This is a genomic window from Arthrobacter sp. SD76, assembly GCF_049726125.1.
Lineage (GTDB): Bacteria > Actinomycetota > Actinomycetes > Actinomycetales > Micrococcaceae > Arthrobacter > Arthrobacter nitrophenolicus.
On sequence record NZ_JBNBLR010000001.1, the window covers coordinates 4,057,423 to 4,080,642 of the forward strand.

Below are 23,220 nucleotides of genomic sequence, written 5' to 3' on the forward strand. Positions count from 1 at the left end.
CGGGGACTGGAGTCTGACGGCGCGGGGTAGTCGCCGGACGGAGCAGTGAGCAAGATCATTCAGTCAGGGGCCTCGGTGAAGGCCAAATGCTGGTAGAACACGAAGCTACCGCGACCATGTCATCGATGTCAATTGATTTTTGTCATCGATGTCAGTTTGAATGAAATCCCCGCATCGGCCGGCGTCGGGTGAGGCCGCTGATTCCTTGTGGGAGCCTCCTGGCCCGTGTGACTGGAAAATCCGCTTCGAACTGGAGGCACATGTTGACCACCATGCAGGACGTCGCCGTGCGTGCCGGAGTCAGCGCGAAGACCGTCTCCCGCGTATTCAATGACGAAGCAAACGTCTCTGCTTCGACGCGGGCCAGGGTTCAGCAGGCCATGGAGCAACTGAATTATGTGCCCAACATGCTCGCCCGAACATTCAGGGAAGGCAGGGCATCTGTAGTGGGTATCGCCGTGCCGGACATCGCTGACCCGTTCTTCGCCGCCATCGTCAAAGCGATCGACAGGAAGGCTCAGGCGCGCGGGTACGCCATCGCGGTCACCAGCCTCGGCTTCGACGAGCCGAGGGAACGCCCTGTCATTGAAGCGCTCCTCCGGCGCCAAATCGACGGGCTCATCGTTGCCCCGATCAGCAACGACCAAAGCTACCTGACCAAGTGGCAGGGACAGTTACCAATAGTCTTCATCGACCGCGAACCGGCCCGCATCGAGGCCGATATCTTCGTCGAAGACGATCAGGATGGGGCGACAAGCGCCACCAGCCACCTGATTGGCCGCGGCCATAGAAACATTGCCTTCATCGGAGACTCGGAGTCCGTCATCACCACCCGACGTCGACTGGAGGGATACAAAGATGCCCTGCGGGCTGCGGGCATTCCGGTGCGGGACGAACTTGTTGTTCTCGTGGAGCAGGATCAGGCCAGCGAACATCTGCTGCGCCTGCTCGCGGGCCCTTCCGCGCCGACGGCAGTCTTCTCATCAAACTCCCGGACCTCGCAGGCGCTGTTTCCAACCATCCAGCACCTTGAACCCCGCAGCGTCGCCCTGGTGAGCTTCGGGGACTTTCCCATGGCGGCCGTGCTCGAGCCGTCCATCTCGGTGATCAACCAAGCCCCGGAGCGGCTTGGCCGGACTGCGGCAGACCGGCTTTTTGAGCGGCTGGACGGGCCTGGAGATCCGCCAGCGGCCCGAACGGTCTTCGGCGTCGACCTGATCGAGCGCACATCGTCGTCGTTCTCTGTGTGAGATGAGTGGGGGCCGCCCCCCAAGCCTTCGACCTCCAAAACCGGACCCTTGCAGACGGATGACATCGATGACATGATGGTGGGGCCATGCTCTCGCGGAGGGTGATCCAAGGCGGCTGCCAACCGTTCATGTCCCGTGGTCGGTCCGTCCTTCTGAAAGGATAATCGGAGCCGGCTCAGGACCGGTTTGATGACTGAGCAGTCATCGACGCCAGGATGACTCGACTGCGCAGAAGGGTCTTCCTCTCGATGGGAAATGAGACACACCAGTGACAACAATGCAGGATGTAGCGGATCTGGCCGGGACCAGCGCAAAGACGGTTTCCAGGGTGTTCAACGACGACCCGCACGTTACTGATGCGTTGCGGGAAAAAGTTCGGTCAGCGATGAAGCAGCTGAACTATGTGCCGAACATGATGGCCCGTACTTTTCGGGAAGGACGCGCTCCGGTCATTGGCATCGCCGTCCCGGACATCGCCGACCCGTTCTTCGCCGCGCTGATTAAGGAGATCGAGACCGCCGCCAGGGAACAGGACATGTCCATTGTCGTCACGAGCCTGGGCGATGATGCGGCTTTGGAACAAGGGATTGTGGAGATGACCGTCCGGCGCCAGATCAGCGCGCTCGTGATCGCCCCGATCGCCCATGACCAGTCCTATTTAAGCCGCTGGCAGGCAAATCTGCCGGTTGTCTTTGTCGACCGCGCACCCAACAAGGTCTCTGCAGACTCCTTCGTCGAAGATGACCTGGGAGGGGCCAGTGAGGCAACGGAGCATCTTCTGGGTCACGGCCATCGAAGGATCGCGTTCATTGGTGACTCCACGGCCATCCCGACGACACGCCTGCGCCTGGAAGGGTATAAATCCGCCCTTGAAGCGGCCGGTCTCACCATCGATGAGGACCTGATAGCACTGGGCGCACGGGATCCCGATATTGCAGCGGGTGCGTGCGTGGATCTTCTCAAGATGGACAACCCGCCCACCGCGATCTTTTCCTCGAACGCACGGTTTTCCATCGGAGTCTTCCCCGCCCTGCAGGCTGCGAAGAGGACCGATGTCGCATTGATCAGCTTCGGAGATTTTCCGATGGCAGACGTGCTCCGCCCGTCCGTATCGGTCATCGACCAAAACCCCAGAACCTGGGACGGGTTGCGGCGGAGCGCCTCTTTGCTCGCCTCAGCAGCCCGACCCGCAAGCTGCGCCGCCGCAACGTCCTGCCTGTCACCCTCGTGCGGCGTGAATCATGCGGCTGCAGCACCCCCACACCAGCTGAGCAGGAGATTCTCCGCGTGTCAGCCTAGGAGAAACAGGAGCCCTCAACCATGCCTCTAACGCAAGCCATGCCTCCCTCAGGCGTCGACGGGCTTCTTGGCCTCACCTTTGATGCGGTCCTCTTCGACCTCGACGGCACCCTCGTTGATTCCACGCCCGCCGTCGTCCGTTCTTGGCTGACCTGGGCCGCCGAAGAGAACCTGGACCCGGGCTTCAGGGACCACATGCACGGCATGCCCGCCCCGGAGATCGTACTGGCCCTGGTCGGGACCGAGCGGTTTTCGGAATCCCTCCGACGCGTCCTTGAGCTGGAACACCAGGACACGGAGGACATCGCTCCCTTGCCTGGAGCGCAAACCATGCTGTCTTCCATACCGGTCGGCAGAGCTGCCATTGCCACGTCCTGCACGGCGACCCTGGCCAGCGTGCGGATCAAGGCAGCCGGCCTGCAGGCACCCCAGCTAGTCGTTTCCTACGACGATGTCAGCGCCGGGAAGCCGGCCCCGGACGCCTTCCTCAAGGCCGCAGCCGGCCTGGGCGTCCATCCTTCACGATGCCTGGTCGTCGAAGATGCTCCTGCCGGGATCGCGGCGGCCCGGGCTGCGGGTTGCCGCGTACTCGCCGTCACAGGAACCCACCAGGCCGATGACCTGCTGGCCGACGCGGTGGTGGACACGCTTGAGGGCTTGGAGTTCCAAAGTGTGGGCGGCAATCTGCAGCTCGTTGCAACAGCCTCTTTGCAAGGCCATTCCGTATGACCGGGCTGACGCCCGGCACCGACAGGATCGGCGCCGTCTCCGGGGCCGAAGGTGGCGACGGCAACCGCCAGGACCTTCTCAACGGGTGGAGCGACCTCATTGGTGGCGATCGAGTCGAAGTTGTTCGCGCGGGATTTCCGGTCGAATTCGGCGTCGTGGATGCGGTCATGCCCGATGGTTCCATCGTATGGCTTTGGATGGACGGCGGGCGGGGCCGCGCAATGCTGTTCTCCAGTGACGGTATTGGCCTTCACCCCACGGGCCCGCGTTGCCCCGTGATTTCCGACGGCGCAAAATAACCTGAGTCCACGCGGGGGACCATGCCTCGGTGGAACACACCTGTTGCCCCAGGGGGATGCAGCCCGGCCGCCTGCTACCGGATGGTTTCTATTCGAGAAACTTGAAGGCGCTCCAGCTCGGGAGTGCCTTGAGGACGCAGTCTGCGGCGTGATGTGCTGCGAACGACGGTTTTCGCCGGGGGCCTGCGCGGTAAACGGCCGGGCCGTTGCACGCCAGGCAGACGAAGGATTTACGCCGAGGTTGCTGCCACTGGACGTCCTGCTGACTGAACTCCTCAGCATCCCAGTCCTGTCCGTCCACGAGGCACTGCGCCCGTTTCATCTGCTTTCTCCTGTTCACTGGTGATATGACACTGCCCGGTGCGCTGTACTCAGCGGACCGGGCAGTGGGCCATTAGGTGTCCGTGCCGTGGGGCATGGAGAGGGGGCGGCTAGCGGCTGCTGTAGCCGCCGTCGATGGGCAGGGAAACACCGGTGATCATGGAAGCGGCGTCGCTGAGCAGGAAGGCGATGGGTGCGGCAATGTCATCGACGGTCGCCCAGCGGCCCAGGGGCATCTGTTCCAGGAAGGGGCCCTGAATGTCTTCCCTGCCCCAGTACCAGGCGGACATCGGGGTCATGACGACAGTGGGGTTGACACTGTTGACGCGGATGTTGTGCTTGCCCAGTTCCAGCGCCGACACGCGGGTGATGTTATCCAGGGCGGCCTTGGAGGATCCGTAGGAGATGTGACCCGTCAACGCCACCAGGCTTGCCTGGCTGGAAACGTTGACGATGGCGCCGCCGTTGCCCTGGCGGATCATGGCCGGAACGGCGTGCTTGATGACCAGGAGGGCACCGCGTGCGTTGATGCTGATGACTTTGTCAAAAACGTCGATGTCGGTGTCCTGCGGGGTCGCGATTTCGCCACCGTATCCACCGCAGTTGACGACGCCCCACAGGTCCAGGCCTTCAAGTGCATCCTTGATGCTTTGCTCTGAGGTCAGGTCGAAGGTCAGGGGCTGAGCGCCGGTTTCGTCGCAGAGTTCGGTCAGTGATTCGAGCGTGCGGGCGCTGGCGATGACCTTTGCCCCGGCAGCTGTGAGGTGCCTGACGGTGGCGGCTCCGATGCCCCCGCTGGCTCCGGTGACGAGAATGGTGCGGCCGTTGAAATCAGTCATGATCGTACTTTCTGTTTGTTCTTAAAGGTGTGGAAACTGTGGGGCAAGGAACGTCAGGCTTTTGCCTGGACCGTCCGGCTGCCTTCGAGGGCGGTGGTGACTGTGTCGACGAGCTCGTCCCAGGAGGCGTTGAACTTCTGGACGCCTTCCAGCTCGAGCTTTGCTGTCACTTCCTGGTAGCTGACGCCGAGGGTGTGAAGGTCCTCGAGGGTTTTCCTGGCGTCCGCGTAGGCTCCGGTGACGGTGTCTCCGCGGAACTCACCGTGGTCGTGGACGGCGTCGAGCGTCTTGTGCGGCATGGTGTTCACGACCCGGTTGGCGACGAGCTCGACAACGTAGGCGGTGTCGGGCACAGCGGGGTCCTTGACTCCCGTCGATGCCCACAGGGGGCGCTGCGGGTTGGCCCCGGCTTCGAGGAGACGCTGTGCCCGTTCGGAGGTGAAGGCCTGCTCGTAGATTTCGTAGGCCAGCCGCGCATTGGCGATGCCGGCCTTGCTTTTGAGCGCGGCTGCCATGTCACCTCCGATGAGATCGAGCTGCTTATCGACTTCCGCATCCACACGGGAGACGAAGAAGGAGGCGACGGAGTGGATGTTTGAGAGCCCGATGCCGGCCAGCTGGGCCCGCTCAAGACCGGAGAGGTAGGCGTCGATGACCTTGCGGTACCGGTCCAGACTGAAGATGAGGGTGACGTTGATGCTGATGCCGGCGGCGATCGATTCGGTGATCGATTCCAGTCCCTCATTGGTGGCCGGGATTTTGACCATGGCGTTGGGCCGGTCGATCGCGGCCCACAGCTTCTCCGCCTCCGCAGTGGTGCCCGCGGTGTCGTAGGCGAGCCGGGGTTCGACCTCGAGGGAGACCCTGCCGTCGAAGCCTCCGCTGGCCTCGTAGACCGGTGCCAGCAGGTCTGCTGCACGGCGGACATCTTCGGTGGTCAGGTCGAAGATCGCGTCTACCGGTGCCGTTCCGGCGTCGGCGAGCTGACGGAGCTGATCTTCGTAGGCGTGCGCTTTGGAAAGCGCGGCAGCGAAGATCGTCGGGTTGGTGGTCACACCGACCACATTGCGGTCATGGATCAGCTGCTGCAGGTCGCCTGAGTCGATGAGCAGACGGGACAGGTCATCGAGCCAGATGCTCACACCCTCGCGTGAGAGGGCCGCTGTGGGTGAGATGGTCATGGTGTTCTCCTAGCAAGAGTGGAGTTGTCGGTGAAGTCCCGGACAGCGGCGCGCGCGCCGGCCTGTTGAAGGGCCTCCCGCGCCTGCAGGTACGCGCTGACGAAACGGGCGTTGCTGCCCAGGTCGCCGAAGATGTCGGTCAGGCCGAGGAAGGCTGCGGGATTTTCCTGTTCCGCCCGGACGGCTTCGCGGAGTTCGCCCAGGCGCCTGTCGGCGATCTCGATGGATTCGCCCTGCTCGTCCGTGCCTTCCAGGAAACGTGCCCAGGCCGCGACGACGAGGGCTGCCCGGTCAACGGGGCCACCGAGTTCGAGCTGTTCACGGACAACCGGGAGGACGAATTTGGGGATGCGTTCGGAGGCGTCGACCATTTGGCGGGCGAGGGTGTCCCTGATGGCGGGGTTGGAGAAGCGGTGGATGAGTTCGTGCCGGTACGCGTTCAGGTCGATGCCCGGGACGGGGCGAAGCGTTGGCGTCGCTTCCTGCTCCATGAATCCGAGGATGAAGTCGGTGAACAGCGGGTCGGTGCAGACTTCGTGGACGTACCGGTGTCCTGCAAGGTAGCCGAGGTAACTCATGACCTGGTGGCTGGCGTTGAGCAGGCGGAGTTTCATCAGCTCGTAGGGTTCGACGTCGTCCACGATCTGTACGCCGACCTCTTCCAATGGCGGGCGTCCGGTCGTGAAGGTGTCTTCCAGGACCCATTGTTCGAAAGGCTCGGCGACGACGGGCCAGGCGTCTGCGAAGCCGTAGTTTTCCCTGACCGCTGCGCGGTCGGCATCGGTGGTGACAGGGGTGATGCGGTCCACCATGGAGTTGGGGAAAGCTACGTTGTCACTGATCCAATCGGCAAGTTTGGGGTCCTTCAGTCGGGCGAAGGACACCAGAGCCTTGCGTGCAATGTTGCCATTGCCCTGGATGTTGTCGCAGGACATAACGGTGAATGGGGCCGTGCCCTGTTCACGCCGTTGTACGAGGGCAGCGGTGATGAGGCCAAAGACCGAGTAGGGAACGGTGTTGGGCTTCAAGTCGTGGACGATGTCCAGGGCGCGGGGTTCGAATTCCCCGGTGGCGTCGTTGATGCTGTATCCGCCCTCGGTGACGGACAAGGAAACGATGCGGGTCGCAGGATCAGCGAGCTTGCCGATGACCGCTGACGCGTCGTCGGGGGCGTAGAGGTATTCGGTGATGGACCCGATGATCCTGCCGTCTTCGCCGCCTTCGGGGCTTTTCAGGACCAGGGTGTACAGGCCGTCCTGGGCTTTGAGGACATCGCGCATGTGCGTGTCAGATGGCAGGACACCGACGCCGCAGATCCCCCAGTCCCGGGAATGGCCCAGGTTCAGGAGCCTGTCGATGAACATCGCTTCGTGGGAGCGGTGGAATCCTCCGACGCCGAAATGGACGATGCCGGTCCTGACCGCACTCCGGTCATAGGTGGGGATGGGGAGCTTGTCGGCCAGCGCAGGCAGAACCGTTTCGTTCAGGGACGTCATGATCTTTTCTCTTCGGGTCGGAGGTGTGGGACCGGTGCTGTTGAGGTATTGGGGAACCTCAACAGCACCGGAACTTGTTAGCAGGAGGACTTGTAGACATACTGGGCGCCTTCACCGCTAATGTTGTCCGCGGTGATCTGCTTGAAGCCCGTCTGAATTTCCTTCTCGGTGGATTCGCCCTTGATGGCTTTGATGGCCTGCTCAACACCCTGGGTTCCGATCGATGCCGGTTCCTGGGCGATCAGCGCCTGCACCACGCCTTCCTTGAGCTGCTTGACCTGTGCGGGTCCGGCGTCGAAGCCTACGATCTTGACCTGGTTCTGCTTGCCTGCCTGTCGGATGCCTGTAGCTGTCCCTTCGGCCGAGAACGTGTTCGGAGCGAAGACGCCCACGATGTCCGGGTCCTTGGCCAGTGCCGCGGAGACGAGTTTGGAGGCTTCAGCCGGGTCGTTGTGGCTGTACTGGACACCCAGGTATTGGAAGGACGAATCAGCCTTGGCGCCTTCTTCGAAGCCGGCGACACGGGCGTCGATAGTCGATACACCGGGATCGGTGGAGATCACCAGAACTTTGCCGCCGTTCGGGTTCAGGGCCTTGATGGCCTTGAAGGCCTCGAGCCCGCCGCCCTTGTTATCGGAGGAAACCGCGGAGGAGGCAAACGAGGGGTCCTGGGTCGTCGTATCAACCAGCACGATCTTGATGCCCGCGGCCGCGGCCGCCTTCAGCGGCGCCTGCATCGCCGCCACGTCGGTGGGTGCGACGAGAATGGCATCCGGACGCGAAGCAACGACCGAGTCAACGATGGGTTTCTGCAGTGTGGGGTCGAACTTGGCCGGTCCCTGGGTGTTTACCGTCGCTCCCGCGGCCTTGGCCGCCGATTCGATGCCGCACTGCATGCTGACGTAGAACTCGTCACCGGCGACGCCCTGGATGAACGCCAGCTTGGGCTGGGAACTTCCCGAGCCGCCCGTGGAGCTGCCAGCGCAGGCGGTAAGCGATGCCACGGCGAGGATGCCGGCCGCGGCCAGAGTGACCTTCGGAGTCACTAGTTTCATGGTGTAGCTCCTCAAATGCTGGGGTGTCTGATCGGTACGGAGCGGATTATTTGGGTCGCCGGCCGAAGAATTTCTTGGCGCCTTCTTTCTTGGGGGCGTGGCCTCTTGCCGCTGCTGCCCGCCGCCGCTGGTCCACGTATACCGCGGCGACGAGGACCGCGCCGACGGCGACCTGCTGCCAGAAGGGCTGCACGCCGACGATGACGAATCCGTTCTGCAGCACCGCGGGGATGAACAGGCCGATGACAGTTCCGAAGATCGTGCCGACACCGCCGAAGAGGGACGTTCCGCCGATAACGACGGCGGCGATGACGTTCAGGTTGGTGGCCGACTGGCCGGCGATGGCGGTCGTGCCGTACTGGGAGAGCGACAGGATGCCGGCCGTGCCTGCCAGTGCGCCGGAAAGGGCGTAGATGGAAATCAGCTGGCGGTCGACTTTGACGCCCACACGCCGGGCGGATTCCTCGTTGGAGCCAACGGCGAACGTGTAAAGCCCGAATCGGGTCCGGTGGAGCACCACGCCGAAGATCACGATCAGGACCATCGCGATCACGGAGATCGTGGGCAGCGTGGTCCCGGGAACGTTGCCGTAGCCGATGGTGTCCTGCAGAACAGCAGGCACATCGCGGATGTCCACGCCGCCGGTGATGACTTGGGCCAGCCCGAGTGCACCGCCCAGAGTACCCAGCGTGACAATCAGCGGCGGGACCTTGGCCTTGGCGATCAGGACACCATTAAGGAGTCCCCAAGCGAGGCCGCAGGCGATGGACACCAGGATCCCGACCACTGCGGTCCCCCACCCGCCGCCGCCCATGGCCTGCATGACCTTGGCTGCAACGACACCTGAGAAGACCAGAACCGATCCGACGGAGAGGTCGATGCCGGAGGTGACAATGACGAAGGTCATGCCGATTCCGAGAACACCGAGGATGGAGACGTTCTGGATGATCTGGCGGACGTTTCCCCAGGTCGGGAAGATCTCCGGTGCCAGGGCCGAGAAGATCAGGAAGATGACCAGCAGGACGAGGAGGATCTGGAATGACTGGACCTGCAGAATCTGACGCAGGGAGTGGGTGCGGGACAGTAGACTGCCTGTCCCGGCCGTGCGGGGTGTGGCTTCGGTGGTGGTCATGATTGTGCTCCATCAAGTGCGCCGGTCATCGCGCCGACTAGTTCTTCCACGGATGTTTTCTTTGCCTCATAGGTGGCCACACGGCGCCCGAGCCGGAGGACCTGGACGCGGTCAGCTACTTCAATGACGTGCGGCATGGAGTGGCTGATGAAGACAACGCCTACGCCCTTGTCCCGGACCCGGCGGATTGTTTCAAGGACGTTCTTGGTCTGCACGACGCCCAGGGCGGCGGTCGGTTCGTCCAGGAAGATCACGCCCTTCGCCCAGGCCACGGCGCGGGCGATGGCAATTGCCTGCTTCTGGCCACCGGACATGCTGCCAACAGGATCCGAAAGGCTGCGAACGGTCGCACCCAGTTCGTCGAAGGCCTCCCGTGACTTGGTGCGCATCGTCTTGTTGTCCATGAATCCGAGCCGGCCTTGGAAGCCCGGTTTGGCGATCTCCCGGCCGAGGAACATGTTCTGGGCTGCGTTCAGGTGCGGCGCCAAAGCCAGGTCCTGATAGACGGTTTCGATGCCGAGGCTGCTGGCGTGGGTGGGTGAAGTGAGCTCAACTTCGCCGCCGGCAAAGAGAATCTTGCCGGAATCCAGGGCCAGGTTTCCGGACAAAGCCTTCACGAGCGTTGACTTGCCGGCGCCGTTGTCGCCGATGAGGGCAACGACTTCGCCGGCGTGGACGTCGAAGTCAGCGCCGTCGAGGGCGCGCACGTTGCCGAAACTGCGGGTCAGGCCGCGGGCTTCAAGAACGGGGATTGTTGTCATGGTGTAACACCTGTCAGCTGGTACGGGACGGTTGTCTCGGTCCCGGCCTGCTGGCCGGAGACACGTCGTTGTGTTGTCACTGGGTACTTCCTCTTTGTCAGGCCTGGGCGTACGAGGCAGGCTTTGGATGGCCGGTCAGCGCGACCACGAGGTCCGCTCGTTCGCGGGTGGCATCGACGACGTCGGCATTTCGCTGATCGCTGCCCAGAGCCCAGGCCTCGGCTTCGTCGTGCGGCTTGCCGAAGGCCTCGTGGCGTCGAACGAGTCTGACCTGGCGCTCCGATTCGGCCACTTCCAGATACCAGACCTCGTCGATCAGCTCCCGGCACGCGGCCCACCCGTCAGTGTCCAGAAGCAGGTAGTTTCCTTCGGTGATGACCAAGGGAACAGCACGTTCAACCGGGATTGCGCTGCCAATGGATTCCTCCAGGCTGCGGTCGAACACCGGGGCGTAAACCACGGGTTCGTCGTTGTCCTTGAGCCTGCGCAGCAGGTTGGCATAGCCCCAGGAATCAAAAGTGTCAGGGGCTCCCTTGCGATCCCGGGAGCCGTGCTCTGCCAGCACCGTGTTGGCCAGGTGGAACGCGTCCATGCCAACGCGTGCTGCCTGTGCGCCCAAAGCTTCAGCAACGGCTTCAGCGACCGTGGACTTGCCCGCGCCGGGAGCGCCGGTGATTCCCAGGATGCGCCGCGAACCCTCCGCGAGGCTACGGGCACGCTCGATGAGTTCCTCGATCGTGCAGCTGATCGGCTCAGCACCCTCGGCGGGAACGGCATTCCCATCCTTGGCGGTGTTCATCACTTTTTCCTCCGTCGGTCATGCCACGGTGAAGAAGCTCTACTGCTACACCGTTGAAGCGTTGCCAAAATCAACTGCAGGTTTCTGGTCCAGGCCCCTGCTCCGGGGTGTCCCTGTGACCTGACTAACAGCAATCTTGCGCCACTATGTCATCGGTGTCAACAAGGAGCGGAACTTTTCTTGTCATCGGTGACATAATTTTCTTGAAAATCCCTAGATCATGCGGGAGGATGGCTTGTAAAGAAGAATGTCACCGATGACAGAAGCGGCGTGGTGACGGCTTGAAAACCCGGGCAGTCAGAGCGTGACGCGTCCGCTGAAGGTAAGGGGTGACCGGTGACCACCATGCATGATGTGGCTAAACGGGCGGGGGTCAGCGCCAAGACGGTTTCGCGCGTCTTCAATGACGATCCACACGTCACGGAAGAGACGCGGCGGCGCGTAAAGTCGGCCATCCAGGATCTCAAGTACGTGCCCAACATGCTGGCCCGCACCTTCCGGCAGGGCCGTCCAACGGTCATCGGCATCGCTGTACCCGACGTCGCCGACCCGTTCTTCGCTGCGGTCGCCAAGGAAATCGAGATGGCTGCCCGTGAGCGGGACATGGCCATTGTGGTGACCAGCCTCGGAGATGATCCCTCGCTGGAGCGAAGCATTATCGAGACAACCCTGCGCCAGCAGGTGGGGGCACTGATCATCGCACCGATTGCCGCCGACCAGTCCTACCTGTCCCATTTGCAGGACAACTTGCCGATCGTTTTTATCGACCGGGCACCCATGAAGCTGAGTGCTGACTATTTCGTTGAGGACGATTTTGGCGGAGGCTTCGACGCGACCCGGCATCTGATTGGACACGGGCACCGTCGCATCGCCTTCGTGGCTGACTCCACGGACATTCCGACCACCAGGCTGCGTCTGGAGGGTTACCGGGCAGCCCATGCCCAAGAGGGCATCGAAACGGACGAGGCCATCATCGCTCTCGGTTCCAGGAATGCTGATGCGGCAGCGCAGGCCTCGCTGGACCTGTTGGGCCTGCAGAATCCACCGACGGCGATCTTCTCTTCGAATTCGCGGTTCTCCGTGGGAGTATTTCCGGCGCTTCGGTCGGTGAACCGGTCCGATATCGCGTTGGTCAGCTTCGGGGACTTCCCCATGGCCGCTGTCTTACAGCCGTCAGTGTCTGTGATTGATCAGAACCCGAAGCATGTCGGCCGCGTGGCTGCTGAACGCGCGTTCGCCAGGATCGCGAATCCCGCCCGACGGTACCGGCGGAAGAATGTTCTTCCGGTCCAACTGATCGAGCGGGAGTCGTGCCGGAGCGGGCAGCTGTTTCCGGTGCCGTTGGATGGCCCCGGTTCCTTGGCCGTCGTCCGGGGCGGTTCGGGCGAGGCGCCTTAAAGAGACGGCGCGAGAACGGAGCGCAGCGGGCTTGGCGGAGCCTTGGGCGCCCGATCGGCGTCGGATGCCGAGGCCCGGTCGGCGCTCCTTTGCGCTCTCGTGTCAGCGGATCGTGTATCCGCCGTCGACGGGAAGGGAGACGCCGGTGATCATTGAGGCGCCTTCGCTCAGGAGGAAGACAACGGGGGCGGCGATTTCGGGTTCTGTGGCCCAGCGCCCCAGTGGCATTGCTGCCAGGAAGGGGTCCGCGATCTCCGGGCGGGCCCAGTAGGATGCCGACATTTTGGTCATGACGACGGTCGGATTGACGCTGTTGACCCGGATGTTGTGCCGCCCGAGTTCCAGTGCTGCGACGCGGGTGATGCTGTCGACTGCTGCTTTGGAGGCGCCGTAGGAGATGTGACCGTCCAAGGCAACCAGTGCTGCCTGGCTGGAAACGTTCACGATGGCCCCTCCCCGGCCGGCTTCAATCATTGATTGCGCTGCGTATTTTGTCGTGAGCAGCGTTCCGCGGGCGTTGGCGGCCATGACCCGGTCAACATGTCGGTGCTGGCAGAAGTCAGCGGCGCGACTTGGCCGCCATATCCTGCGCAATTGACGAGGCCCCAGAGGTCCAGCCCGCCGAGGGCCTCACGGACGCCGTCTTCGTCGGCGACGTCGAAGGCAATACCCCGGATGTTGTGGAGGCGGCAGACTTTCTCGATTTCTGCTGGCGATTGTCCGGCGGCGATGACCTCCGCCCCTGCCTGGACCAGCTGGGCCACAATCTGGCCGCCGATTCCTCCCCCGGCTCCTGTTACGAGGATCGAGCGTCCATTCAGTCCGTGGGTCACCAGCGGGTCCTTTCAGTTCCGGGCTCTGAGCACCGGGAGTCTCAGGCCGCCGTAAGAATGTCGGTTGTTGCGGGTCCGGATGCGTGGAGCTTCATGCTCACGCCCTGGACGGTGGCGTGGACGAGCCACGCGGGATGAGATTGACGTCAAAGACTGTGAGGTTCTCGAAAGATCCTTCTGGGTCGGCGACGCGGTTTAGTGCCCGTTCGGCGGCAGCTTGCCCCAAACGGAATGGGTCCTGGTCAATAACGGATACGGACGGGTCAAGGGCATCGGCCATCGGGAAGTCGCCGAAGCTGACCATGGCCAGCCCGCGGGCTTTCAAAGCCTGCAGGGCGCGGACAACGACGACGGACGTTCGTGCGTTGGACGAAAACAAGGCAGTGGGCGGATCCTGGGCGCCCAACATGCCGGCGATGCCTTCTTGGATGTGCGACGGGCCAGCGAAGAGTACCGGCTGGTCCTCCACAGACAGGCCCGCATCCTGAATCGCCTGGCGGTAGCCGTCGAACCGTCGGGCGGTGGTTGCCACGGCGTCGTCTGCACCCAGGAAAGCGATGCGTTGATGTCCGAGCCGGAGAAGATGGTCGACGGCCATGATGGCGCCACCACGGTCATCTTCAAGGAACACGTCGACATCCGCGCCGGTTGCTTCACGGTCGATGACCACCACGGGAGTGTGCGGCAACCAAGTCGAAAGGTAGGACTGGTCCGAAGCGATGGGTACGAGAACCAGGCTGCTGATCTGACGGCGGAGGAGCGCCTCAACGATTGGACGCTCACGTGAAGGGTCGTCCCCCAAACTGGTTACCGCAATCGCGTGCCCGTGGGTCTTAGCGATCGAGTCAGCACCTTCTATGACCGAAGCGAAGAACGAGTCGGCAATGCTGGGTACCGCAATGGCCAGAAGGGATGCCTTGCCCTCCCTGAACGTCCGGGCCATCATGTTGGGCACGTAGTTCAGTGCGGCCATCGCGTCATTGACCCGTTTTCGCGTGGCCTTGGAGACGCTCTCTTCGTTCCGGAATACACGTGAGACGGTGCTTGCACTAACGCCAGCGTGAGCGGCCACATCGTGCATCGTTACCATTGAATGCCTCCCCTGCCCCGAGCCACTGCCTGATGCGAGGGGCTCCCGAGGCCGATTATCTGCAGCATCAACTCTATGTGCTTACCCGAAGAGTGCTATGACCGTTGCCTTGAGGCCAGCGCCGGCACATGTCCGGCGTGCGGGCCCACGGTTGTCAGACCGGGGCCCGCGAGCCTTCGCGTTCGGGCTACTTTTGTGCGTCCCCCGCCGTCTGAGCCAGGGACTGGACCTGTTGCAGGGCAGCATCCACGCTCGTTCGGCCGGCATATACATCGGCAAATACCTGGGATGACTGGTTGCCCAGGTCCTGCCACTCAGGGATGGTGATGTACTGGATGCCCACGTATGGCTGCGCCGTAATGCCCGGTTGCTTCGGGTTCACCGCCAGCATCGAATCCTTCGTGATGTCAGCAAAGGCCGCCGCGGCCTGCTTGTATTCGGGAATCTCGTAGGTGGAAACACGGGATCCGGGCGGAACTCTGCTCCATCCAAGCTGGGAACCTACCAGCTTCCCGTAGTCCTTGTTGGTCGCCCACTTCATGAATTCCCAGGCGGCATCCTGCTTTTTGGACGTGGAAGGGATGGCAAGGTTCCAGGACCACAGCCAGCCCGACTGGGCCGTCTTTTCGACGGGGGCCTGAACGTAGCCGACCTTTCCGGCGACCGTGCTGGCCTTCGGATCCTCAACCGTTCCTGCAGCGGAGGTTGCGTCGTACCACATCGCAGCCTTGCCCTGGGTGAAAAGGTTCAGGCACTCGGTGAAGCCGTACGAGACGGGATCAGATTGACCGGACTCCTTCAGCGTTGTGGAGAAGAAGGTCAGCGCGTCCTTGAAGCCCTGCTGGTTGACCTGGGCCTTCCAGTCCTTATCGAACCAGGCTCCGCCGAAAGTGTTCACCACGGTGTTGAGCGAGGCAATACCCTCACCCAGCCTGGCTTGCCACGAAGGCAGATGCCGGCGTGATCGGTGGTTTTCAATTTCTTGGCCAAGTCTGCGACCTGGGTCCACGTCGGTTTCTCCGGCATGGTCAGCCCGGCAGCTTCAAACATCGACTTGTTGTACATCAGCATCGAAGACTCACCGTAGAACGGGGCCGCGTAGAGTTTTCCATCCACCGACACTGACGTGCGAACTGGCTCAAAGAAATCATTCACATCGTAGGACGAATCCTTGTTGGCAAAATCGGACAGGTTCGTCAGCCACCCGTTCTTCTGCCAAAGCGGCACTTCATACGCGCCCACGGTAACGATGTCGTACTGGCCGCCCTGGGTTGCCACGTCCTTCGTCACCGCATCACGCAGGTCGTTCTCCTGCATCTGGATGAAGTTGACCGAGATGTTCGGGTGGGACTCCTCAAACTTGCTCTTGAGCTGCTCCATGTCCTTCATCTGTGGGTTGCTGACCGTAGCCAGATTCAGGGTGACCTTTTCAGTCCCACCTGAGCCTCCGGCTCCCGAGCAACCACTGAGAGCAACAACCAAACCAAGCAAAGCGGCGCCGGCTGCGGCGGGTTTGGGCCGCAGCCATGTTTTTCCAAGCATGTGATGAAACCTCCCTGTTTCGAATGCGAACGGTCTTCAAGCTAGATGGAAAATGGCATCGATGTCAATGGCTCTATTGCACGGATGGCATCGATGCCATAATTTGGTCATGTTGACCGCCGCTCTGGCCCAAAAATCGTCGCTGGGCGGACCAAACCAAGATTGAACGGATGACCTAAGTGACTGAATTTGACCCCGATGCCGTCGTGGTCTGTGGAGTTCCCGGCAGTGGCAAGACCACATTTGCCCGAGAGTTGGCCCGCGTCTTGAAGTGGCCCATTCTCGACCTGGACACTCTGACCAATCCCCTGTTCGAGTACGCCGGAGGGGAGTACCTCGTCGACGTGCCCAAAGCCGAACCGGCTGCCAGGGCGAGCGTCAACGATGTGCGCTACGGGTGCCTCTACGACACGGCCCGCGAAAACCTGCTGCTGGGCAACAACGTCATTCTGGTAGCCCCCTTTACCTCCGAGCGGACCTACCCCGAAGCCTGGAACCGCCTCGTGGAGAAGCTCGGCGTTCCTACCTCGAGCGTCCATCTCGCCTGGATGGACACGCCGCTGCTGGAGATCGTGGACCGAGTACGGAAACGAGGTGCGGCCCGTGACCTGGAAAAGATCCAGGAGCCGGAAACCTTCCTCTCCCCCGACGTGATGCGCCGTCCAGGTGTCGAGCACATCCGTATCGAGGGACTTCTTGACCAGTCGGAGCAAATCGAGCGGTTCATCGCAGACCTCTCGCCCCGAATCAACTCACCGATGGCACGGAAGTACGTAGCGCAGACCAACACGCCCGCACATTAGCCACGTGACCGCAGCGTCCCGAACCAGTAGCCCCACACAAATTTCCCACCCGAACGCTCTAAACATCAGGAGAAGCCCCATGAACGAACTCACCACCCTCGAACGCCGCGCAATGAGCGGGATTTCGACTCCCAGCGGCAAGATGCTCATCGTGGCCGCCGACCAGCGCAACGGGATGAAGGCCGTCATGAACGACGCACCGGACGGCCCGGAATCGGTCACGCCCGAGCAGCTGTACGACGCCAAGGCGGATCTCGTACGCTATCTGGGCAACGCGGCCCCTGCCATCCTGCTTGACCCGGAAGTTGCCCTGCCGGGAGTCGCTGAAGACGGCACCCTCGCCCGGGAGACCTCCCTGGTCATCGGGATGGACGCATCCGGTTTTGAAACCGTCGACGGCCTCAAATACACCCGCTTCGTTGAAGGGATGTCACCGCGCCGAGTCCGTGACCTCGGCGGGGACGTGGCCAAGATGCTCTGGTACATGCGCCCCGACAAGCAAGGCGCCGACTCGAGGGTCGCAGACGAAATCCGGGATCTGGTGAAGGCCTGCGCCGACGAAGGTCTTCTGCTCATCGTCGAAATCCTGACCTACCGTCTTGAGGGCGAGTCTGAAGCCGACTACGCGGCCGCCTTCCCGGGCTTGGTAGCCGGTGCCGCGAAACTGTCCGTCGAGTGCGGGGCCAGGTCCTCAAGCTGCAGTTCCCCGGTTCTGCCGAGGCCTGCGCAGCCGTGACCACCGCCGCCGCCGGCGTGCCGTGGGCAGTGCTTTCCGCTGGGGTCGACCACGCCACGTTCATCGGTCAGGTCAAGACCGCGGTCGCCAACGGTGCAGGCGGAGCCATGGCCGGCCGTTCCCTCTGGAAAGACAGCCTCGCCGTCTCTGCCACCCGGCGTCAGGAACTGCTGAACGCCAATTCACTGCCCCGCCTGCGCGAACTTGAAGCAGCGCTGGGCGGCACGCAGGCATAGTGATCGATCCGGTCACTATGAGCTAACGGTTGTGGTTCCCCGGCGGGGCCAGGGAACCACAACCGCACCCGTTGCAGTGCAGCAACCCACTATCCTCGCATTGAGAGAGAAACGATCATGTCCATCACCATGGTGAAGCCGGCTACGTCGACGAAGAAAAGCCGGAAAATTGTACTAACCGACCGGGACAAGAGGGGCCTGCGACTGGCGCGCGCCCTAGTCTGGCCAGCACTTATCGTGGCCATACTGATCACGCAGATCCCATTCCTGGTCACCGTCTACTACTCGTTCCGCAAGTGGAACCTCCTCCGCCCCGGAGACGCGGAATTCGTCGGTTTCGACAACTACGTTTCCGTGATCGCGAACGGTGCCTTCTTCTCATCCCTGTGGGCCACCGTGCTGATCGTCGCTGCAAGCGTGTTCATCTCACTCGTGCTGGGGATGCTGCTGGCCCTCCTTCTGGACCGCAAGTTCATGGGCCAGGGACTGGCACGCACGCTGCTCATCACCCCGTTCCTCATGATGCCGGCGGCCGCTGCATTGATCTGGAAATGGTCCATGCTGGACTCGAACGTGGGCATGGTCAACTGGGGTCTGTCACTGTTCGGCATTCCACCCGTGTCGTGGAATACCGACTACCCCGTCCTAACGATCATCATGGTCCTCGTCTGGCAGTACACACCCTTCATGATGCTCATCCTCCTAGCGGGCCTGCAGAGCCAACCCAACGACATCCTCGAAGCCGCCGCCGTTGACGGCGCAGGCCCCATCCGGACCTATTTCTCCCTCACGCTGCCCCACCTGAGGCAGTACGTGGAACTTTCCGTCCTCTTGGGGGCAATTCTTCTGCTGCAGGTCTTCGACCCGATCGCCATCATGACCCGCGGAACCGGCGGCACGAAGACCCTTTCCTACCTGCTCTACGAGCGGGCATTCGTCGGTTTGGAGATAGGCGAAGCCGCAGCCTATGGCGTCCTCTCCGTATTGGTGACCATTGTGGTCGCCACCATCGCGCTGCGGACACTCTTCAAAATCTTCAAGTCGGAAGGAATACGGTAATGAGCTCTTCCTCAACACGGGTTCGTCCGCCAGCGGCCACCCACGCACACTCCACCGGGCACACACCACGACGGACGGCTCCGATCAAGCGTCAGATCGGTTCCGTAGTGCTGACTCTCCTGACGTGGGCGGTGACCGTGGGGTTCTCTTCCCCGTCGCCTGGATGGTTTTCACGGCGTTCAAAACCGAACGGGACGCGGCAACCACTCCCCCGACATTCTTTGCAGAGCTCACTCTTGAAAATTTCGCAAAGGTCTTTGACCGCGGTTTCGCGGCCTACTTCACGAATTCGCTCAGTGCCAGCCTGATCTCCACCCTTATCGTGATGGTCCTCGCGATCCCTGCCGCTTACGGGCTGTCCGTGCGCCCAATCCGCAAATGGACCGACGCGCTGTTCTTCCTGATTTCCACGAAGTTCATGCCCGTTGCAGCCGCCGTGATCCCGATTTACCTGCTCCTGAAGAACTTCGGCATGCTGGACAACATTTCTGCACTGTCCATGCTTTACGTAGGAATGAACCTGCCCCTGGCCGTGTGGATGATGCGCTCCTTCCTCAGCGAGGTTCCTACGGAGATCATCGAAGCTGCACAAATCGATGGGGCCAATTTCCGAACAGAACTGATCCGGGTAGTGCTGCCAATGGTCGCCCCGGGAGTCGCTGCGGCCGGATTGATCTGCTTCATCTTCGCCTGGAACGAGTACTTCCTCGCCAGCCTCCTGACATCGACCGTGGCAAGAACAACACCACCCTTCCTGGGCAGTTTCATCGACGGCCGCGGACAATTCCTCGCCGTACTCTCAGCAGCGGCCACCCTTGCAGTGCTCCCGGTCGTCATCGCAGGATGGGCCGCACAAAAGAAGTTGGTCCGAGGCCTGGCCATGGGTGCTATCAAATAGACAGCACGCGGCTCCGGTAAGCAGAAGAACCCAGGAAACCAGCGAAATGAACGCCATAACCATGAAACGAGTTGTTGTCCGTCCGGAGGGGATTGTCCTTACTGACGTGCCGAAGCCCGCGCCGGAGGCCCATGAGATTCTTGTCGAGACGACGGTCACGGGGGTCTGCGGCTCGGACACGCACGCCGCTGCGGGGCATCACCCGTTCGTTCCTCTGCCGTACAACCCGGGCCATGAAGTGGTCGGGGTCGTGCGGGAGGTAGGCGACGCCGTGGACGGCATCAGCGTCGGGGACCACATCACCGTCGAACCCACGCTGCCGTGCTGGAACTGCAAGATGTGCACCACGGGACGGTCCAATATCTGCGAAAACCTGCGCTTCTTCGGATGCGGCTATGACCAGGGCGGGATGGCTGATTTCTTCACCATCCCCGCGAACCGGGTGCACGTCATACCGGAGGGGATGTCTGACCTGCAGGCAGCACTGATAGAACCGCTCTCCACCCCCGTCCACGCCGTCCGGCTCTCCGGAGGAGTCGAAGGGAAGGCTGTGGTCATCATCGGCGCCGGAACGATCGGGCTGTTGGTCCTCGCAGCGGCCCGTCACGCCGGGGCCCGGAAGATCGTGGTCACCGACATGCTCCCGAGCAAGCGCGAACGGGCGCTGCGCCTGGGCGCTGATGCCGTACTCGAAGCAGACCGGTCCGACCTGATTGAGGCCGTCCGCGCCGAACTCGGTGAGAGCGCCGACGTCGTCTTTGACTGCGTCTCCATCCAGTCCACGATCGACCTGTCCGTGAAACTTGCCTCCAAGGGCGGAACCGTCATGGTCGTCGGCGTCCCGGCCAAACCGGTCACCGTCGCGCTCCCGGAACTGCAGGACCTCCAGGTACGCCTCCAGGGCAGCGCCACCTACATGCCCGAAGACTACGAAGAAGCCATCAAAATCATCCAGGCCGGCAACGTCACCGCGGAAGACTTCATCACCTCACAGTTCTCCTTCGACAACGTCGCCGAGGCCTTCCGCGCCTCCGCCGCCGGAGAAGAAGTCAAAGTCGTCCTCACCCGCACCCCAGCTTAGAAGCCCGTATTTGAGGTGGTTCGGTCTTCATCTGGAAGTGTCCCAGCGGCTTCTAACGTCGGCTTCGAGTACACCCCAACCTGACGTCATAACGGCCTGACGAGGGAGAACTTGGTCAACGGACGGAGCTCCCACTCGTTCTCCGGTGCCCGCTCCGGTCGCAATTGGTGACACATCAACCAAATGCCCCAAGCGGACTCTTAAGGTAGGAATTTATGGATCTTTCCGATCATTCTCAAGCTTCCCCACCCGCATTCGTTACCAGCCGCTGTCAGGGTGAGATCTGAGAAGGCCATGAACTGCTGTCAATAAAACAGGACCTCGTTCTATCCTGACGCCGCCACAGCCGATGCCGTCATAGCGAACAGCCGGGGTCTAACAACTGTTCTGAGGGAGTAGACTCACAGGGACTCACAAGACTCACAAGGACTCACAAATGCTCCCGCTGCCCAATCCCTTCCGCCCCACGGCGGGGGCCACTCCCCCGGAACTTATCGGACGCCAGGGAATGCTCGATGAGTTCGAGTACGGGCTTAGGCTTGGTTCTGGCGCCCCAGGATTGCTGACCATCATTACCGGCGCCCGCGGCATCGGCAAGACAGCGCTGCTCAGCGAGGCCCAAGACAAAGCCCGCCAGCAAGGCTGGATCGTCATCTCTGAAACAGCTACGCCCGGCTTCCTCGGCCGGATCGGCGAGACGATGCGGCTTCATCTGGAGGAACTCGGCCCCGGCCCTGCCAGCCGCCGAATCACCGCCCTTGGCGTGGCCGGCTTCACGGTAACGACGCAACTGCCGCCCGAGCGGCAGGTAGATTGGCGCCGGCTGGGCGAGCAACTCCTCAACGTACTCGGGGAGAAGAAGACCGGGCTGCTTTTCACCGTTGATGAGATCCACTCGGCTGACCGGGCGGAACTGTCCCAGCTCGCCGCGGACGTCCAGCACTTCATTCGCGACGGGCTGCCGATAGGCCTGATTTTCGCCGGCCTTCCGGCAGCGGTGTCGGACCTGCTCAACGAAGGCGTCGCCACCTTCCTGCGCCGGGCAGAGCGGATCGACCTGCATGCTGCGACCATCAACGAAGTTGAACGCTCCTACGAGGACACGTTCCGGCGGGCAGGAATCAGGATCCATAAAGACCAAATCCGGCGCGCAGCTGAGGCGACCGGGGGCTACCCCTTCCTGATCCAGCTCATCGGCTACCAGCTCTGGCGCCAAGCCGAGATCAACCACCTCACCCTGGAAGCGGAAAACGTCACACAGGCCATCGCAGCAGCCAGTCGCCGCCATGAAATGACGGTAATAGAAGCAGCTCTTTCCACAGCCTCAGAGAAAGATAAGGACTTCCTGCGCGCAATGGCCGAAGACGATGGTGCTGTTGCCGCCGGGGACATCGGCAAGCGGCTCAACGCGAAAAGCAACGTCGTGGCCAACTACCGGGCCCGGCTCATCGCCGCAGGACTCATCGAGGCCCCCGCATACGGCAAAGTCGATTTCGCCATCCCAGGCCTTCGCGAATACCTCCGCAAACGCCGAGACACGTAGCCCCGCCCATCCAGCACTGCCTCAACTGGCCAGCCAGCCTTACAAAATATCCGTTATCGGCGTTAGACCACGGGAGTAGAAGTAGCTGCGAGAATCCCATCTATCCTTGAACGGTGACTCTCATGACCGTTGTTTTTTCCTTCGCGCTTGTTGCCGGACTTCTGACACTGGTCCCCGGCTTGGACACGGCATTAGTCCTGAGGTCATCCATTTCCAAGTCGCGAAGCTTCGCCTTTGCCACGGCGCTGGGCATCAGCACCGGCGCGATGATTTGGGGCGTAGCCGCAGCAGTCGGCGTGTCGGCGCTGCTGGCCGCTTCGGACTTGGCCTACCGTGTGCTCACACTCGCCGGAGCGGCATACATGGTCTGGCTGGGGGCGACTTTCCTGTGGAAGACTATGCGAAAAGATAAAATCCCTGCCAGGCCGGCAGGTGAAGCGGCTGGAGTCACCTCCGAAAGAAATGATTTGTTCAAGGGCTGGCTGATCGGCACCGGAACGAACCTGCTCAACCCCAAGGTGGGTGTCTTTTACATCGCCACCATTCCCCAATTCATACCGGCGGGCACCTCACCACTGCTGGTAGGCGTGCTGCTCGCCGGCGTCCACTGCCTGCTGTCCATGGCTTGGTTCACATTGCTGATCTTCGGTTCAGGCTACGCCGCCCGCTGGCTCCAGGGCGTCCGAAGCATTCGCATCATCGATAGCATCACCGGATCTGTCCTCGTAGGTTTCGGCGTGAAACTCGCCCTCGACCCTGCCCACTAGCTTTTCCTTGCTGTCCTCAAAGACTCACAACTCATCGTGAATGTCCGCGAACAGTCCCTCTATTTTCCCCTCG

At 62.0% G+C, this 23,220-nt stretch carries 23 protein-coding genes and 1 pseudogene; 13 read left to right on the forward strand and 11 right to left on the reverse strand.

All coding sequences use genetic code 11. The annotated features are described in order from the left end of the window. Window positions 1-272 precede the first annotated feature (272 nt). The 4 genes from ACPEE0_RS19675 to ACPEE0_RS19690 all read left to right on the forward strand — a co-directional run bounded on the left by ACPEE0_RS19675 (window position 273) and on the right by ACPEE0_RS19690 (window position 3,577). Window positions 273-1,250, forward strand: coding sequence for a LacI family DNA-binding transcriptional regulator (locus ACPEE0_RS19675; RefSeq protein ID WP_424575133.1), 978 nt, complete (start codon window positions 273-275; stop codon window positions 1,248-1,250). A 277-nt stretch (window positions 1,251-1,527) separates the two neighbouring features. Then, window positions 1,528-2,580, forward strand: coding sequence for a LacI family DNA-binding transcriptional regulator (locus tag ACPEE0_RS19680; protein ID WP_424575314.1), 1,053 nt, complete (start codon window positions 1,528-1,530; stop codon window positions 2,578-2,580). Beyond that, window positions 2,571-3,278, forward strand: a complete 708-nt coding sequence (locus tag ACPEE0_RS19685) for an HAD-IA family hydrolase (RefSeq protein ID WP_424575134.1) — start codon at window positions 2,571-2,573, stop codon at window positions 3,276-3,278. Before ACPEE0_RS19680 ends, ACPEE0_RS19685 begins: the two co-directional genes overlap by 10 nt. Next, on the forward strand, window positions 3,275-3,577 hold the full coding sequence (locus tag ACPEE0_RS19690) for a hypothetical protein (protein WP_424575135.1): 303 nt from the start codon (window positions 3,275-3,277) through the stop codon (window positions 3,575-3,577). Before ACPEE0_RS19685 ends, ACPEE0_RS19690 begins: the two co-directional genes overlap by 4 nt. 431 nt (window positions 3,578-4,008) lie before the next feature. Here ACPEE0_RS19690 and ACPEE0_RS19695 read toward each other — a convergent pair whose 3' ends face one another. The 7 genes from ACPEE0_RS19695 to ACPEE0_RS19725 form a co-directional block, all read right to left on the reverse strand. Further along, the gene (locus ACPEE0_RS19695; RefSeq protein WP_424575136.1) at window positions 4,009-4,737 is read right to left on the reverse strand and encodes an SDR family oxidoreductase; all 729 of its coding nucleotides are present in this window, start codon (window positions 4,735-4,737) and stop codon (window positions 4,009-4,011) included. A 53-nt stretch (window positions 4,738-4,790) separates the two neighbouring features. Next, on the reverse strand, window positions 4,791-5,918 hold the full coding sequence (tal, locus tag ACPEE0_RS19700) for a transaldolase (protein WP_424575137.1): 1,128 nt from the start codon (window positions 5,916-5,918) through the stop codon (window positions 4,791-4,793). Beyond that, window positions 5,915-7,414, reverse strand: a complete 1,500-nt coding sequence (locus ACPEE0_RS19705; protein ID WP_424575138.1) for a mannitol dehydrogenase family protein — start codon at window positions 7,412-7,414, stop codon at window positions 5,915-5,917. Before ACPEE0_RS19705 ends, tal begins: the two co-directional genes overlap by 4 nt. Window positions 7,415-7,491: 77 nt before the next feature. Next, window positions 7,492-8,469 (reverse strand): ABC transporter substrate-binding protein, encoded by a 978-nt coding sequence (locus ACPEE0_RS19710; protein ID WP_424575139.1) that lies wholly within the window; start codon window positions 8,467-8,469, stop codon window positions 7,492-7,494. A 46-nt stretch (window positions 8,470-8,515) separates the two neighbouring features. Beyond that, entirely contained in the window at window positions 8,516-9,601 is a 1,086-nt protein-coding gene (locus ACPEE0_RS19715) for an ABC transporter permease (RefSeq protein WP_424575140.1), read from the reverse strand. Beyond that, window positions 9,598-10,362, reverse strand: coding sequence for an ATP-binding cassette domain-containing protein (locus ACPEE0_RS19720; protein ID WP_424575141.1), 765 nt, complete (start codon window positions 10,360-10,362; stop codon window positions 9,598-9,600). The genes ACPEE0_RS19715 and ACPEE0_RS19720 overlap by 4 nt, the downstream gene beginning before the upstream one ends. Before the next feature lie 97 nt (window positions 10,363-10,459). Further along, a complete protein-coding gene (locus tag ACPEE0_RS19725) occupies window positions 10,460-11,161 on the reverse strand; it encodes a nucleoside/nucleotide kinase family protein (RefSeq protein WP_424575142.1) in 702 nt (233 codons plus the stop codon). Window positions 11,162-11,506: 345 nt separating this feature from the next. Here ACPEE0_RS19725 and ACPEE0_RS19730 point away from each other — a divergent pair, with 345 nt between their 5' ends. Beyond that, window positions 11,507-12,559: a LacI family DNA-binding transcriptional regulator gene (locus tag ACPEE0_RS19730; protein WP_424575315.1), complete on the forward strand. Its 1,053-nt coding sequence runs from the start codon at window positions 11,507-11,509 to the stop codon at window positions 12,557-12,559. A 102-nt stretch (window positions 12,560-12,661) separates the two neighbouring features. Here the strand turns inward: ACPEE0_RS19730 and ACPEE0_RS19735 are convergent. From ACPEE0_RS19735 to ACPEE0_RS19750, 4 genes and pseudogenes are all read right to left on the reverse strand, one after another. Then, window positions 12,662-13,353 (reverse strand): annotated as a pseudogene (locus tag ACPEE0_RS19735) (SDR family oxidoreductase); the annotation flags it as partial. 136 nt (window positions 13,354-13,489) lie between these two features. Further along, a complete protein-coding gene (locus tag ACPEE0_RS19740; protein WP_424575143.1) occupies window positions 13,490-14,482 on the reverse strand; it encodes a LacI family DNA-binding transcriptional regulator in 993 nt (330 codons plus the stop codon). A gap of 187 nt (window positions 14,483-14,669) precedes the next feature. Then, window positions 14,670-15,383: an extracellular solute-binding protein gene (locus ACPEE0_RS19745; protein WP_424575144.1), complete on the reverse strand. Its 714-nt coding sequence runs from the start codon at window positions 15,381-15,383 to the stop codon at window positions 14,670-14,672. Next, the gene (locus tag ACPEE0_RS19750) at window positions 15,377-16,024 is read right to left on the reverse strand and encodes an ABC transporter substrate-binding protein (RefSeq protein ID WP_424575145.1); all 648 of its coding nucleotides are present in this window, start codon (window positions 16,022-16,024) and stop codon (window positions 15,377-15,379) included. The genes ACPEE0_RS19745 and ACPEE0_RS19750 overlap by 7 nt, the downstream gene beginning before the upstream one ends. Window positions 16,025-16,203: 179 nt before the next feature. Here ACPEE0_RS19750 and ACPEE0_RS19755 point away from each other — a divergent pair, with 179 nt between their 5' ends. The 8 genes from ACPEE0_RS19755 to ACPEE0_RS19790 all read left to right on the forward strand — a co-directional run bounded on the left by ACPEE0_RS19755 (window position 16,204) and on the right by ACPEE0_RS19790 (window position 23,147). Further along, a complete protein-coding gene (locus ACPEE0_RS19755) occupies window positions 16,204-16,827 on the forward strand; it encodes an AAA family ATPase (RefSeq protein WP_424575146.1) in 624 nt (207 codons plus the stop codon). 79 nt (window positions 16,828-16,906) lie between these two features. Beyond that, entirely contained in the window at window positions 16,907-17,563 is a 657-nt protein-coding gene (locus ACPEE0_RS19760) for a hypothetical protein (protein ID WP_424575147.1), read from the forward strand. Beyond that, on the forward strand, window positions 17,560-17,799 hold the full coding sequence (locus ACPEE0_RS19765; RefSeq protein WP_424575148.1) for a hypothetical protein: 240 nt from the start codon (window positions 17,560-17,562) through the stop codon (window positions 17,797-17,799). The genes ACPEE0_RS19760 and ACPEE0_RS19765 overlap by 4 nt, the downstream gene beginning before the upstream one ends. Window positions 17,800-18,036: 237 nt before the next feature. Beyond that, on the forward strand, window positions 18,037-18,858 hold the full coding sequence (locus tag ACPEE0_RS19770) for a carbohydrate ABC transporter permease (RefSeq protein WP_424575149.1): 822 nt from the start codon (window positions 18,037-18,039) through the stop codon (window positions 18,856-18,858). A 124-nt stretch (window positions 18,859-18,982) separates the two neighbouring features. After that, window positions 18,983-19,756 (forward strand): carbohydrate ABC transporter permease, encoded by a 774-nt coding sequence (locus tag ACPEE0_RS19775; protein WP_424575150.1) that lies wholly within the window; start codon window positions 18,983-18,985, stop codon window positions 19,754-19,756. A 46-nt stretch (window positions 19,757-19,802) separates the two neighbouring features. Then, a complete protein-coding gene (locus ACPEE0_RS19780) occupies window positions 19,803-20,837 on the forward strand; it encodes a zinc-dependent alcohol dehydrogenase (protein WP_424575151.1) in 1,035 nt (344 codons plus the stop codon). Window positions 20,838-21,273: 436 nt separating this feature from the next. After that, entirely contained in the window at window positions 21,274-22,380 is a 1,107-nt protein-coding gene (locus ACPEE0_RS19785; RefSeq protein WP_424575152.1) for an ATP-binding protein, read from the forward strand. A 122-nt stretch (window positions 22,381-22,502) separates the two neighbouring features. Then, the gene (locus tag ACPEE0_RS19790; RefSeq protein WP_354176590.1) at window positions 22,503-23,147 is read left to right on the forward strand and encodes a LysE family translocator; all 645 of its coding nucleotides are present in this window, start codon (window positions 22,503-22,505) and stop codon (window positions 23,145-23,147) included. Window positions 23,148-23,220 lie beyond the last annotated feature (73 nt).

Coding starts and splice junctions, on each gene's coding strand:
- ACPEE0_RS19675 (WP_424575133.1), top strand. CDS start 273: ATGCAGGACGTCGCCGTGCGTGCCGGAGTCAGCGCGAAGACCGTCTCC.
- ACPEE0_RS19680 (WP_424575314.1), top strand. CDS start 1,528: ATGCAGGATGTAGCGGATCTGGCCGGGACCAGCGCAAAGACGGTTTCC.
- ACPEE0_RS19685 (WP_424575134.1), top strand. CDS start 2,571: ATGCCTCTAACGCAAGCCATGCCTCCCTCAGGCGTCGACGGGCTTCTT.
- ACPEE0_RS19690 (WP_424575135.1), top strand. CDS start 3,275: ATGACCGGGCTGACGCCCGGCACCGACAGGATCGGCGCCGTCTCCGGG.
- ACPEE0_RS19695 (WP_424575136.1), bottom strand. CDS start 4,737: ATGACTGATTTCAACGGCCGCACCATTCTCGTCACCGGAGCCAGCGGG.
- tal (WP_424575137.1), bottom strand. CDS start 5,918: ATGACCATCTCACCCACAGCGGCCCTCTCACGCGAGGGTGTGAGCATC.
- ACPEE0_RS19705 (WP_424575138.1), bottom strand. CDS start 7,414: ATGACGTCCCTGAACGAAACGGTTCTGCCTGCGCTGGCCGACAAGCTC.
- ACPEE0_RS19710 (WP_424575139.1), bottom strand. CDS start 8,469: ATGAAACTAGTGACTCCGAAGGTCACTCTGGCCGCGGCCGGCATCCTC.
- ACPEE0_RS19715 (WP_424575140.1), bottom strand. CDS start 9,601: ATGACCACCACCGAAGCCACACCCCGCACGGCCGGGACAGGCAGTCTA.
- ACPEE0_RS19720 (WP_424575141.1), bottom strand. CDS start 10,362: ATGACAACAATCCCCGTTCTTGAAGCCCGCGGCCTGACCCGCAGTTTC.
- ACPEE0_RS19725 (WP_424575142.1), bottom strand. CDS start 11,161: ATGAACACCGCCAAGGATGGGAATGCCGTTCCCGCCGAGGGTGCTGAG.
- ACPEE0_RS19730 (WP_424575315.1), top strand. CDS start 11,507: ATGCATGATGTGGCTAAACGGGCGGGGGTCAGCGCCAAGACGGTTTCG.
- ACPEE0_RS19740 (WP_424575143.1), bottom strand. CDS start 14,482: ATGGTAACGATGCACGATGTGGCCGCTCACGCTGGCGTTAGTGCAAGC.
- ACPEE0_RS19750 (WP_424575145.1), bottom strand. CDS start 16,024: ATGCTTGGAAAAACATGGCTGCGGCCCAAACCCGCCGCAGCCGGCGCC.
- ACPEE0_RS19760 (WP_424575147.1), top strand. CDS start 16,907: ATGAACGAACTCACCACCCTCGAACGCCGCGCAATGAGCGGGATTTCG.
- ACPEE0_RS19780 (WP_424575151.1), top strand. CDS start 19,803: ATGAACGCCATAACCATGAAACGAGTTGTTGTCCGTCCGGAGGGGATT.
- ACPEE0_RS19785 (WP_424575152.1), top strand. CDS start 21,274: ATGCTCCCGCTGCCCAATCCCTTCCGCCCCACGGCGGGGGCCACTCCC.
- ACPEE0_RS19790 (WP_354176590.1), top strand. CDS start 22,503: ATGACCGTTGTTTTTTCCTTCGCGCTTGTTGCCGGACTTCTGACACTG.